The organism is Pseudomonas sp. HY2-MNA-CIBAN-0224 (assembly GCF_040310285.1).
GTDB lineage: Bacteria > Pseudomonadota > Gammaproteobacteria > Pseudomonadales > Pseudomonadaceae > Aquipseudomonas > Aquipseudomonas helleri.
Genome location: NZ_JBEOPQ010000096.1, coordinates 1 through 12,620, shown reverse-complemented (window position 1 = coordinate 12,620; position 12,620 = coordinate 1). Strand labels below are relative to the sequence as shown.

8 protein-coding genes are annotated in these 12,620 nt (G+C 59.3%); 1 reads left to right on the top strand and 7 read right to left on the bottom strand.

Going from position 1 to position 12,620, the window contains the following annotated elements:
* Positions 1–179: 179 nt before the first annotated feature.
* From cmoB to lon, 5 genes are all read right to left on the bottom strand, one after another.
* Positions 180–1,136: a tRNA 5-methoxyuridine(34)/uridine 5-oxyacetic acid(34) synthase CmoB gene (gene cmoB / locus AAEZ03_RS24710; RefSeq protein ID WP_350582235.1), complete on the bottom strand. Its 957-nt coding sequence runs from the start codon at positions 1,134–1,136 to the stop codon at positions 180–182.
* Positions 1,133–1,876, bottom strand: coding sequence for a carboxy-S-adenosyl-L-methionine synthase CmoA (gene cmoA, locus AAEZ03_RS24705; RefSeq protein WP_048367780.1), 744 nt, complete (start codon positions 1,874–1,876; stop codon positions 1,133–1,135). Before cmoA ends, cmoB begins: the two co-directional genes overlap by 4 nt.
* Positions 1,877–1,981: 105 nt before the next feature.
* A complete protein-coding gene (locus AAEZ03_RS24700; protein WP_048367025.1) occupies positions 1,982–2,374 on the bottom strand; it encodes a protease inhibitor I42 family protein in 393 nt (130 codons plus the stop codon).
* A gap of 86 nt (positions 2,375–2,460) precedes the next feature.
* A complete protein-coding gene (locus AAEZ03_RS24695) occupies positions 2,461–2,955 on the bottom strand; it encodes a hypothetical protein (RefSeq protein WP_350582232.1) in 495 nt (164 codons plus the stop codon).
* Positions 2,956–3,143: 188 nt separating this feature from the next.
* Entirely contained in the window at positions 3,144–5,573 is a 2,430-nt protein-coding gene (lon, locus tag AAEZ03_RS24690) for an endopeptidase La (RefSeq protein ID WP_123751442.1), read from the bottom strand.
* Between the two features lie 362 nt (positions 5,574–5,935).
* On the opposite strand from lon, the gene AAEZ03_RS24685 reads away from it, so the two are divergent.
* Positions 5,936–8,278, top strand: coding sequence for a putative bifunctional diguanylate cyclase/phosphodiesterase (locus tag AAEZ03_RS24685; RefSeq protein ID WP_350582230.1), 2,343 nt, complete (start codon positions 5,936–5,938; stop codon positions 8,276–8,278).
* A 118-nt stretch (positions 8,279–8,396) separates the two neighbouring features.
* Here AAEZ03_RS24685 and AAEZ03_RS24680 read toward each other — a convergent pair whose 3' ends face one another.
* Both AAEZ03_RS24680 and AAEZ03_RS24675 read right to left on the bottom strand, forming a co-directional pair.
* On the bottom strand, positions 8,397–10,814 hold the full coding sequence (locus tag AAEZ03_RS24680) for a glucose/quinate/shikimate family membrane-bound PQQ-dependent dehydrogenase (RefSeq protein ID WP_153333713.1): 2,418 nt from the start codon (positions 10,812–10,814) through the stop codon (positions 8,397–8,399).
* An 81-nt stretch (positions 10,815–10,895) separates the two neighbouring features.
* Positions 10,896–12,278, bottom strand: a complete 1,383-nt coding sequence (locus AAEZ03_RS24675) for a carbohydrate porin (RefSeq protein WP_350582227.1) — start codon at positions 12,276–12,278, stop codon at positions 10,896–10,898.
* Positions 12,279–12,620 lie beyond the last annotated feature (342 nt).

The window sequence follows — 12,620 nt, the reverse complement described above, 5'->3', positions numbered from 1 at the left end:
CACCGCGAGCTAGCAGCTTGCCGTCCACCCCTCTCACCTAACACCTTAACTCCAACGAAGACACAAGCGAGCTTGCTGTGGGAGCGGGCTTGCTCGCGATGAGATCGCCTCGATATACCTGATGTACCGAGGTGTTCATATCGCGAGCAAGCCCGCTCCCACAGGGGGGGGAGATGGTTTTATTTTTTAGCGACGATCACGGCGCGCATTGGCGCGGGCAGGCCTTCGATGGTTTTGCTGTGGTCGTTCGGGTCCAGGTAGTCGCTCAGCGACTGGTATTTCATCCATTCAGTCGCACGTTGTTCTTCTACGGTGGTGATGCTCACGTCGACGCAGCGCACGTCGCTGAAACCGGCACGGCGCAGCCAGCGTTCCAGGGCGGGGATCGAGGGCAGGAACCACACGTTGCGCATCTGCGCGTAGCGGTCTTCGGGCACCAGCACCTGGTTCACATCGCCTTCAATCACCAGGGTTTCCAGCACCAGTTCGCCCCCTTTGACCAGGCAGTCTTTCAACGCCAGCAAATGCTCGATGGGGGAGCGGCGGTGGTAGAACACGCCCATGGAAAATACCGTGTCGAAGCCTTCCAGGTTGGGCGGCAGGTCTTCGAACGGGAAGGGCAGGTGCCAGGCGGCCTCTTGCTGCAAAAAGCGTTGAACGGCCTGGAACTGGCAGAAGAACAGCCAGTTGGGGTCGACGCCGATCACGCTGTGGGCGCCTGCGCCGAGCATGCGCCACATGTAGTAACCATTGCCGCAGCCAACATCGAGGATGCGCTTGCCCTTGAGGTCGATGTGCGGCGCCACGCGTGACCATTTCCAGTCTGAATGCCACTCGGTGTCGACATGCACACCGAACAAGTCAAACGGGCCTTTGCGCCACGGTGACAGGCCGAGCAGCGCCTGGCGCATTTGCGCGCGGGTGGCGTCGTCGCAGTCGGTGTCCAGGGTCAGGCCGTTGAGCAGGTCGATCTCGGTCGGCAGCACGTTGGGCAAGGCGTCCAGCGCGCTTTGCCAGCGTTCCAGGTCGCCGTGACCTTTCTCCATTTTGACGTCGAGCTGCGCTTGCAGAGTGTTGGCCCATTTAGCCAAGGGCGTCCCGGCCAAACGGCGGGCGAGGGGGGAAAGATCAATCATGGCAAGGCAATCAACGAGGCAAAGTTAAGACACTGGAACCACGGCACGACTTTCGAGAACCCGGCCGCCAGCAGGCGTTCGCGGTGTTCTTCGAGGCTGTCGGGCTTCATGACGTTTTCGATGGCGCTGCGCTTTTGCGCAATTTCAAGGTCGCTGTAACCGTTGGCCCGCTTGAAGGCGATGTGCAGGTCGGTCAGCAGCGCATGCTCTTCGGGATCACTGAAGCGCAGCTTCTCGGAGAGGATCATCGCGCCACCCGGCAACAACGACTGGCGAATCCGGCTGAGCAGGGCCAGGCGCTGGTCAGGGGCGATGAATTGCAGGGTGAAGTTCAGCGCCACTACCGAGGCCGGCTGGAACTCCAGGGCCAGAATGTCGCCTTCGATCACCTCGACCGGCAGCAACTCCTGAAACATCGAGTTCTGGGCGTTGAGGTATTCACGGCAGCGCTCGACCATGGCGGTGGAGTTGTCCACGGCAATGACTTTGCAGCCATCGGTGCGAACATGGCGGCGCAAAGCCTGGGTCACTGCGCCCAGTGAGCTGCCCAGGTCGTACAGCACGCTGTCGGGCTGGGCGAATTGAGCGGCGAGCACCCCCAGGTTCTCGACAATGGTCGGGTAACCCGGCACCGAGCGCTTGATCATGTCCGGGAACACCCGCACTACGTCTTCGTTAAAGGCGAAGTCCGGGACCTGGGCCAGGGGCTGGGCGAAAATACGGTCAGGTTCTTTGCTCACGACTTCTTTGCTCACGACAGTTCCGGCGCTGGATAGTTAAAACGGGGGCGCATTTTAGCCAAGTTGGCGCCGGGATGCGCGGTCTGTCTGATAAGCCGTGCAGGCTCAGTTCACGGTGATGGGGCAATCGAAGGTTTGCGCCGGTTCTGCTTCGGGCTCCCAGGGTTGCTGAGAGGTCAGGCGCAGGCGGCCGTTGCCCGCAGCAAAGGCTTCAAAGCGCCAGGTCGAGTGCCCGCCACTGCCGAGCAACTGGCCGTCATCGCTGCTGTTGTAGACCTCCGGGCCAAGGCTGCGCAACACACCACCCGCCGAGTCCTGGATGGCCCAGCGGTAGCCGGTGGTGGGGTTGCTGGGCAGCGACAGCATGAGGTTTTGCCCTACATGCAGTTGAATCGGGCAGTCGCTTTGTTCTTCAACAGTAACGTTTTGCGCAGGCGGGTGCGCACAGGCGGCCAGCAAACCGAGGCTGAGCAGCGGGACTAAACGTGCGAGGGACATTGCAGGCTCCGGTCGGACAAAGACAAGTGCGCAGCATACCCCATGATGGCGGCTGCGCCATTTGTCGTCGGCCTCAAGCCATAAGGTCAGAAGCTGGCGTGGGGTGGGCTGATGGTGAAATCACCGCACATCTCAAGGGCTTCGCCTTTATGGTCCGTGCCTTCAAAGGTGAACAGGCGGGCGCTGTAGCAACTCTCGATCACGCTGAGGTGCAAGGTGCCGACATTGGCCTGGTTCAAGTGATACATCTCGCGCCCATCGACTTCAACGTATTCGATGTAGGACATGCCCAGCACAGGGCCCGGCTCGCCCTTTTTAAACAGGTAAATACCCGACTGGATATTGATGTCCAGGTTCAGGGCAATGGCGCGATAAGCCTTGGAGCCGAACTCGTCGAACTCAGCTGTCAGGGTGATTTTTTTGTGGCTGCTGGCGAAGGTCATTTCTTGCGCCGCAAACGTGGGCCTGTCGAGTAGCTCGGCCTTGAATTCACCGCGGGTTCTGGGGTTGAAAGCGCTTGGGCCCGTAACGTTGCGCCAAAGGGCATCCGGATTTTGATACGCAGGATGGTGAAGTGGCATAGCAGTCCCCAACGTTAATACCTGTCGGCTAAGGCCCTATTAACGTTGGGAAATAAAGATGTGTCTACTGTCACAAATAACAGGTTGTTTAGTTAAACAGGTTTGGCCAGTGGCCAAACCTGTTTATACGAGCCCCTCTGGCGCAAGGATTTACGCCTTTTTGGCTCAGAGGGCAGTACACGTGGCGTTTAAAACAGCACTTTGGCCACGTCGGTGAAGCGCTTGGCGAAGTGCACGGTCATGCCTTCTTTCAAGTAGTCCGGAAGTTCCTCGTATTTGCCCCGATTCGCCTCGGGCAAGATCAATTCGTGGATTTTTTGCCGACGGGCCGCAATGACCTTTTCCCGCACCCCGCCAATCGGCAGGACGTAGCCGGTGAGGGTCAGCTCGCCGGTCATGGCGATGCCTTTTTTCGGCGCCTGGTTACGCGCCAGGGACAGCAAGGCGCTGGCCATGGTGACCCCGGCACTTGGGCCGTCTTTAGGTGTGGCGCCCTCGGGCACGTGCAAGTGCACAAAGGCCTCGTCAAAGAAACGCGGATCCCCGCCAAACTGCTTCAGGTGGGAACTGATGTAGCTGTAGGCGATTTCAGCAGACTCTTTCATCACTTCGCCCAATTGCCCCGTCAGCTTGAAGCCGCGGTTAAGCGTGTGAATGCGCGTGGCCTCGATTGGCAAGGTCGCGCCGCCCATGCTGGTCCAGGCCAGGCCGGTGATCACGCCGACGCCACTGATGACCTGCTCGTTGCGGAACACCGCGGCGCCCAGCGACGCTTCGAGGTCTTTAGGGCCGATCTTGATCACCGCGTCAGGGTTGTCGAGCAACTTGACCACGGCCTTGCGCACCAGCTTGCCCAGTTGTTTTTCCAGCTGGCGCACACCGGCTTCACGGGCATAGCCATCTATGAGCAAGCGCAGCGCACTGTCAGTGATGCTCAGGCGTGCTTTATCGACACCGGCCTTTTCCAGCTGTTTAGGCCACAGGTGACGCTTGGCAATCGCGACTTTCTCTTCGGTGATATACCCCGAAAGGCGGATTACTTCCATACGGTCGAGCAGAGGACCGGGGATCGAGTCCAACGTGTTGGCGGTGCACACAAACAGCACTTTCGACAGGTCCAGGCGCAAGTCCAGGTAATGGTCAAGGAAGTCGACGTTTTGCTCAGGGTCGAGGGTTTCCAGCAGCGCGGACGCCGGGTCGCCCTGGAAGCTTTGGCCCATCTTGTCGATCTCGTCGAGCATGATCACCGGGTTCATCACTTCAACGTCTTTGAGCGCCTGCACCAGCTTGCCCGGCTGGGCACCGATGTAGGTTCGACGATGGCCCTTGATCTCGGCTTCGTCGCGCATGCCGCCAACGCTGAAGCGGTAGAACGGACGGCCCAGCGACTCGGCAATCGACTTGCCGACACTGGTTTTACCTACGCCCGGCGGGCCGACCAGCAACACGATCGAGCCACTGACCGAGCCTTTGTAAGCGCCCACGGCGAGGAACTCTAGGATGCGGTCTTTGATGTCATCCAGCCCGGCGTGGTGGGCGTCGAGCACCTTGCGTGCGTGCTTGAGGTCCAGTTTGTCCTTGCCGAACACGCCCCACGGCACTGAGCTGGCCCAATCCAGGTAATTGCGGGTGACCGCGTACTCGGGCGAGCCGGTCTCAAGAATCGACAGTTTGTTGATTTCTTCGTCTATGCGCTTGCGGGCCTGGGCGGGCAAGGTCTTGCCTTCAAGGCGTTGCTTGAATTGCTCGATGTCGGCACTGCGATCATCTTTGGTCAGCCCCAGCTCCTGCTGAATGACCTTGAGCTGCTCTTTAAGGAAAAATTCACGCTGATGTTCGCCGATCTTGAGATTAACTTCGGCGGAAATTTCATTTTGCAGGCGGGCGACTTCGACTTCCTTGCGAAGCATCGGCAAGACTTTTTCCATGCGCTTGAGGACGGGCACGCAATCGAGCACTTCTTGCAGCTCGTTGCCTGTGGCCGAGGTCAAGGCGGCGGCAAAGTCGGTGAGGGGCGAAGGGTCGTTGGGACTGAAGCGGTTGAGGTAGTTTTTCAGCTCTTCGCTGTACAGCGGGTTAAGCGGCAGCAGCTCTTTGATCGCATTGATCAGCGCCATGCCATAAGCCCGGACTTCGTCGGTGGGCTGATTGGCTTCCTGCGGGTATTCGACCTCCACCAGGTACGGCGGGCGGTGATGCTTGAGCCACATGCTGATGCGCACGCGGCTCAGGCCCTGTGCCACAAATTGCAATTTGCCGTTTTCGCGGCTGGCGTGGTGCACTTTCACCAGCGTGCCGTACTCGGGCAGGCTGGTGGTATCAAAATGGCGCGGGTCATCAGTGGGCGTGTCGACAAAAAACAACGCCAGCGAGTGATGAGGCGACTTGCTGACCAAGTCTAGGGTTTCGGCCCAGGGTTCTTCATTGACGATGACCGGCAGCACTTGTGCCGGGAAGAACGGCCGATTGTGAATCGGGATGATGTACACCTTGTCCGGCAGGTTCTGACCCGGCAGGGCCAGCTCGGTCCCGCCCTTGTGAGCGGTTGATTCAGCTTCGTTGTGTTCTATATCTGCGTGCTCGACGGTGTTCTCTTTAAAATTTTGCTGGTCGCTCATGGGGCACCTGCGCAATGGGGTATGTGCTTTAGATGGGGCACGGAGCCAGAGGTTTCAATGGTGAAGTTTTGTTCACCGCGTAAATCAGCCAACACCCAACCATAGGCCAAGGCGCCGTTTCTTTCCGTGCGCGTGTTGCGTTGTTGCATGCGCGTAAAAAGCTATGCCTTTGTCGCCAACAACTTGACGGTAGACGGCCCGTATTTATTAGGCGATCTTCTTGTTTGTGACGACGAGGCTGGAAAATTATCAAAGCTGGGCTAAAAGTCAGTTATTTGACTTTTAAGTTGGCGAGAGAGTGCCCGCATGCCTCAGGGATTCGTTACACAGGCAGTACATCTTCAATGGATTGAGGCCCGCCGATGAAATTGCGCAATAGCTTTCAGGCTCATATCAGCTTCGTACTCGCGCTGCTGTTGCTGGTCGTGATCGGTGCCGTGTATTTCGCGGTAAAGGCGGCGACCGTCACGGCGGCCAGCGATCAAGCTGAAAATCAGTTGAAAAACGGCACCCGGGTGTTCGAACGGTTTGTCGATTTTCGTGCGCGGCGTATTCAGTACGGCCTTAACTGGCTGACCAATGACCAGGATTTTCGTGAAGCCGTCATCGATGGTCGCCCGCAAGAAATTGAAAATGCCCTGGAAACCTTCGAGGCCAGCCTGCGTGACAGTGACCTGTTCGTGCTCGACCTGCAGGGCAAGATCATCATCAGTACCCTGGCGAGCCTGCCACCAGGCCAGACTTTTCCGTATGCCCAAGCCTTGAGCCAGGCGCGGCGCGGCTCACAGATCAAGCTGATCGGGGTACTCGACGAGCGCCCCTACATGATGGTGCAAGGTGTGGTGCTGGCGCCTTTGCCTGTGATGCGGGTGGTGTCGGCGATGCCGATGGATGAAGTATTTGCCCAAGAGTTACGCACCTTGAGCAACCTTGAAGTGTCATTTTTGGGGGTGAAAGACGGGCGTTCCGGGCCGTTGGCCAGCACCCAGCCAGAGGCGATGGAAGAGAGCCTTGTGCGGTTTTTGCGCGACAACCCGCCGGGGCCCTTGACGCACTTCAGTGAGTTCGCCGGTAAGCGTTTTTTGGGGCAGTTGCTGCAAATGGCCAACTCGGGCGACCCCGCCAACGGCCAGGTCATGGCCTTGCTGCAAAGCCCGCTGGACCAGACGTTACAGGCGTTCACCTCGCTGGACCGCAAGTTTTTGTGGATCTCCCTCGCGGCCTTGCTGGCCTCATTGCTGGGCGCCTTGTGGCTGGCGCGTGAAGTGTCGCGCCCGGTCAGCCTGCTGGCCGCAGCGGCGCAGCGTATCGGGCGGGGTGATTACTCAACGCCGGTAGTACTAAAACGCCGCGACGAACTGGGCTTTCTGGCCCGGGCATTCAACGCCATGCAAACCGGGATTGCCGTGCGTGAACAACAACTGGCGCACAACGCATTGCACGATCCATTGACCGGCCTGCCTAACCGGGCGTTGGCCATGGAGCGACTGGGCAGCGCCATTACCGCCCGACGCAGCGTGGTGTTGATCTATCTGGGGATTGAAAACTACCGCTTGATCAGCGAAAGCTCGGGCCCGCAAGGGCTGGAGTTGATCATGCTGAAAACCACTCATGCCCTGATCGAGGCGCTGCCTGAAAGCAGCACGGCCGCACGCATCACCGGCAACGAGTTCTTGTTGCTGCTGGAAAACACCCAGGTCGATGCCGGGGTGGCGATGGCGGATCACTTGTACGGGGTGTTGAGCCAGCCTTTAAACATCGACGGGCATGACGTGCAACTGGATGTTCGCATGGGCATCTCGGTGTATCCGACGCATGGCCAAACCGCCGAAGAACTGATGGCCCGCGCCGCCATTGCGCGCAGTGACGCCGCGGCCCTGACCGGCTACCTGCAGGTCTATCAACAGGACCGCGACCTCGCGCATCAACGGCAAATTCAGTTGATTCGGGACTTGCGCCATGCCGCCAGTGACGGCGAACTGTTTATTCAGTACCAGCCCAAGCTCGACCTGCGCAGCGGGCATGTGAGCCAGGCCGAAGCTTTGCTGCGTTGGCAGCATCCGCTGTTTGGCGTGGTCTCACCGGCAGAGTTCATCCCGCTGGCAGAACGCTCCGGGAGCATGAAACTGCTGACCGACTGGGTGATTGAAGCGAGCATTCGGCAACTGGCCGAGTGGAACCGCCGCGGGCTGCACTTGCAACTGTCGATCAACATCTCGGCGGACGATTTGCGCGGTGATGGCCTGGCCCCGCAAGTGCAGGCCTTGCTGGCGCAGTATCAGGTGGCAGCGCAGCAACTGACTTTCGAGATCACCGAAAGCGCGGTGATGCACGATCCCGAGCATTCGCTGGCGGTGCTCAAAGGGCTACGCGATTGCGGGATCAGTTTGTCGGTAGATGACTTTGGCACGGGCTATTCCTCGCTGGCCCACCTCAAGCGGTTGCCGGTTCAGGAACTGAAAATTGACCAGTCCTTTGTTCGCAACCTGGACGAAGCCAGTGAAGATGCTGTGATCGTGCGCTCGACCATTGAAATGAGCCATAACCTGGGGCTAAAAGTGGTGGCCGAGGGCGTCGAATACCCCCACAGCCTCGACTTGCTCAAGCGCTGGCAGTGCGACACGGCGCAAGGCTACCTGATCAGCCGACCGCTGGACGCTGCGGCGTTTGAGAGCTGGTTGAATGAGTTGCGGGCTACGGCATGACCCGAGCGTTGTAAAGGTCAAAAGATCGCGAGGCGAGCTCGCTCCTACAGCGGATTGGGGTGACAAAAAAAGGCGGCTATCTCTCGATAGCCGCCTTTTTCATACCTGGCTGTAACGCTTATTTAGCCAGTTTGAACGCCATGATGTAGTCACCCTTTTGGGTGCCCAGACCACCATGACCACCGGCCATGACGAGCACGTACTGGGTGCCGTCCTTGCCTGCGTAGGTCATTGGCGTGGCTTGACCGCCTGCTGGCAGGCGACCTTCCCACAGGACTTTACCGTTGTTCACGTCGTAAGCACGCAGGTATTGGTCCAGGGTGCCGCTCAGGAAAGCAACGCCACCGGCCGTGGTCACGGTCCCGCCCAGGCTTGGAACGCCCATTGGCAGCGGGATCGGTACTGGCGAGCTGTCACGCACGGTGCCGTTTTTGTGTTTCCAGATCACGTTGTTGTTGGTCAGGTCGACCGCTGCAACGTAACCCCACGACGGCGCCTGGCAAGGCAGGCCAACCGGCGACAGCAGCGGCTCAAGGATCACGCCGTACGGAGCGCCCTTGTTCGGTTGCACGCCCGAGGTTTCACCTTTGCGTGGGCCCATGGCTGCTACGTCAGCCTGTGGTACCAGCTTGGAGGTGAATGCCATGTAGCTCGGGTTCAGGAACGCGATCTGACGCACTGGGTCAACCGAGATGCCGCCCCAGTCAAACACGCCGAAGTTGCCCGGGTAAACGATCGAACCTTGCAGCGAAGGCGGGGTGTACATGCCGTCGTAACGCAGGGATTTGAAGTTGATCCGGCAGAGCATTTGGTCAAACGGGGTCACGCCCCACATGTCACGCTCGGTCAGTTGCGGCGGAATCATGTTGAGGTCCGAACGCGGTTGGGTCGGCGCGGTGTGGTCACCGGCGACAGCACCGCCCGGTGCCGGGATTTCGCGGATCGGCACGATGTCTTCGCCATTACGACGGTCAACAACGTAGATACTGCCTTGCTTGGTCGAGGCCAGCAGCGCCGGTTTCACGCCGTCAGCAGTCTTCAGGTCCATCAGGGTCGGTTGACCGCCCACGTCCATGTCCCACAGGTCATGGTGAGTGAACTGACGGTACCAGCGAACCTTACCGGTGGTGATGTCCAGTGCCGTTACGCCAGCGCTGTAACGCTCGGAGTCTTCGGTACGGTCGCCACCATATTGGTCAGGCATCTGGTTGCCCATTGGCAGGTAGAGCATGCCGAGGTTTTCGTCGACCGCGAACATCGACCACATGTTTGGCGAGTTGCGGGTGTAGGTTTGGCCTTCGGCAATCGGCGTGGTGTCTTCCGGGTTGCCGCTGTCCCAGTTCCAGACCAGCTTGCCGGTGCGCACGTCGTACGCACGGATCACGCCGGATGGCTCGTCAGTGGAGATGTTGTCGGTCACGTGGCCGCCAATCACCACCAGGTCTTTGGTGACCGCAGGTGGAGATGTGGAGTAGTAACCACCGGGTGCAAAGCTGCCGATGTTGTGGCGCAGGTCGACCGAGCCGTGGTCACCGAAGTCTTCGCAGACTTTACCGGTGTCGGCATTGAGGGCGATCAGGCGGGTGTCGGCGGTTGGCAGGAACAGACGACGCGGGCAGGAATTGCTCGACGTGGCTGCAGCCGGCTCGGCAGCGCTTTGTTCAGTGCTGGCTTTGGCGTAGGCATTTTCGTCGTGATAGCTCACGCCACGGCACGTCATGTGTGCCCAGCCTTTGAAGTTGGCAGCATTTTGCGTGCTGATCTTCGGATCGTAGCGCCAGATTTCCTTGCCGCTGTCCGGATCAAGCGCAATCACCTGGCTGTGCGGCGTGCACACATAGAGCATGCCGTTGACTTTCAGGGGGGTGTTTTCAGCGGTGGTTTCCCCCGGGTCATTCGGCCCTGGCATGTCGCCAGTACGCATGGTCCATGCAGGCACCAGGCTGTGGGCGTTTTGCGGGGTGATTTGTTTCAGTGGCGAGTAACGATCGCCATAGCCGCTACGGCCATAGGACTGCCAGTCACCTTCAGGCATGTCGGGTGCGGTGTTGGCCATGCCCGGAACGGCGTCACGACCCAGTTCGCCCTTGATCTCGCCAGGGTTGGTGAACTGGCTTGCCAGTGCAGCCACGCCCGCCAGGACCACGGCGATGCTCAGCGCGCCGGTTGCTACCGGTGCCGACTGGCCGCGCAACAGCGGGCGACGCAACCATGGCAGCAGCAGAACGATACCGATGGCGAACCACAGGGCCAGACGCGGCACCAGTTGCCACCAGTCCAGGCCGACTTCGACCAGCGCCCAGACGGTGCTGGCGAACAACACCAGTGCGTACAACGCCAGCGCCGCACGGCGCCCGGCGATCAGCAGGGCGCCCGACAGCCCGAAGCCGAGACCGGCCAGCAGGTAGTACGTCGATCCGCCGAGTGTCACCAGCTTGATACCCCCGACCAACATGGCCAGGCCCATTAACACCAGCAGGATACCGAGCAATGTCGGCAGCAAGCGGCTTCTACTCAAAGCACCATCAGTGCTCATAGTGAGGTTCTCCGTTGAAGGTAGGATTGAGCGGCAAGCGGCACACCTCAAGCGTACCGCTGCTGTCTTGCAGCCCGTTCGTCAGAACGAACTTTGAATTTTCAAACCGCCGATCAGGGCGTTATCCACGGTGTAAACACCGCCCGGATGGCGGATGTATTGCAGATTCGGTCGCACCGTCAGCCATTCGGTAACGTGCACGCCGTAATACAATTCGGCGCTGTACTCAGTGTGCTGAGGCGGCAAGTAGTCCAGATTGCTGGCGTCGTAAACGCCGCGAGCCTGGTTGGTGGCTTCGGCATTTTTGCGGTAGGCCGGGTTGACGTGAACGCGAGCCATGGCAAAGCCGATGTCGTCTTTGGGGCGTGCATCGAACACGCCTTTGTACACAACGCCTGCCTGGACATAGTTGTCGATGGCGTTGGTTTTTTTGTCGTGCAGGGTGGCGTTGGCAAACACCTTCAAGCCACGGGATTGATCGCTGGCGCGGCTGGTGAGTTGCTGTTGCACGCCCAGCCACAGGCCGTGCTTGCTCGAACTGCTGCGATAGGCTGCGCCGCTCAAGACTGCCGGTTGGCCGTTGGCGTCCTTGTAAACGTCGGTGGCCTTGGCGCTGCTGTAGTAATAACCCGCGCGGTACTCGCCCGGCAGGCCATTAAGTGTCGGTGTCCACACCAGCTCAACTGGCAATACCGCGCCTTGCGTGCCGCTGCCGCTGAGCTTGAAGCCGTTACCGCGATCCAGGTTGGACGGGTTTTGCTCGTAGGCGCCGACCTGCGCATACAGCTCGGGCGTGAGGTGGTATTTGATGCGCAGCGCCCATTGGCTGACCGGCCAGTTGTACCAGATGCTGCCGGCCCAGTTACCGACCTGCGAGCCGCAGAACGCGAGGTTCTGGAAGTCGCAAGGGAAGCTGTTGAAGTCTTCGCCCTGACCAAAGCGTCCGGCCTTGATGTCGAGCTTCTGGTCGAAGAATTTTTGCTGGTACCACATCTGCGTCAAACGCGTGGTCTGGCCACGGCCCCAGACTTCCTGGGCCGAAGTGAAGCCGCCGACCCGTGGGTCGTTGATCCGGTCATTGCTGATATTGTTGCCATCGCGCTGGGTAATCGTCAGCTGGAATTCAGCATCGTGCCAGCCCAGGATTTTTTGCAAATCCAGGTGCGTGCCCAGGCCGAACTGATCGCTGTAACGCGCGGTGCGGTCATGGTCGTAGCCGCCGTGCAGGTTGGAGCCGACTTCGCCCACGTAGTCGAGCGAGAAGCTATAGCCTTGCTTTTCCAGTGCGGTACGAGAGCCGTCCCAATCGCCGAACATCCATTTTGAGTCGCTGTCGAACGCCGGTGCGGCCTGTACGAAGCTGGCGAAACCCAGGGCAGTAATGCCGCCGATCAGGGTCAGGGCTTTTTGCCCGGCCATAGGGAATAGCGCGCTGTCTTTGCGCAAAGTCAGAAATGTGGACATAGGTCGAGATGAAGGTCTTTTTGGTCGGGCGGTGACGTGGGTAGCGCTGTCTTTGCAGGCAGGGCTCACACTTTCAGAATGTAAGGGCTGTCGTGAAACGTTTCAGCCCTTGATGCGGAAATGATAAAGCGACGAAACGTTTAGAAACAGCACTTTAATTGACATGGATCATTTCGGAATCTGTAACAGTCACCTGCGACCGTTCGTCTCAGGGGCTTTTTGCCTCACGTTCGACGGTGTTTGCGGGAAATGAGGTAGGGAATGGTTTAGAAAAAAAACTGTAGGAGCGAGCTTGTCTCGCGATCTTTTGCTTTTAAAGATCAAAAGATCGCGAGACAAGCT

Coding starts and splice junctions, on each gene's coding strand:
- cmoB (WP_350582235.1), bottom strand. CDS start 1,136: ATGATTGATCTTTCCCCCCTCGCCCGCCGTTTGGCCGGGACGCCCTTG.
- AAEZ03_RS24700 (WP_048367025.1), bottom strand. CDS start 2,374: ATGTCCCTCGCACGTTTAGTCCCGCTGCTCAGCCTCGGTTTGCTGGCC.
- AAEZ03_RS24695 (WP_350582232.1), bottom strand. CDS start 2,955: ATGCCACTTCACCATCCTGCGTATCAAAATCCGGATGCCCTTTGGCGC.
- lon (WP_123751442.1), bottom strand. CDS start 5,573: ATGAGCGACCAGCAAAATTTTAAAGAGAACACCGTCGAGCACGCAGAT.
- AAEZ03_RS24685 (WP_350582230.1), top strand. CDS start 5,936: ATGAAATTGCGCAATAGCTTTCAGGCTCATATCAGCTTCGTACTCGCG.
- AAEZ03_RS24680 (WP_153333713.1), bottom strand. CDS start 10,814: ATGAGCACTGATGGTGCTTTGAGTAGAAGCCGCTTGCTGCCGACATTG.
- AAEZ03_RS24675 (WP_350582227.1), bottom strand. CDS start 12,278: ATGTCCACATTTCTGACTTTGCGCAAAGACAGCGCGCTATTCCCTATG.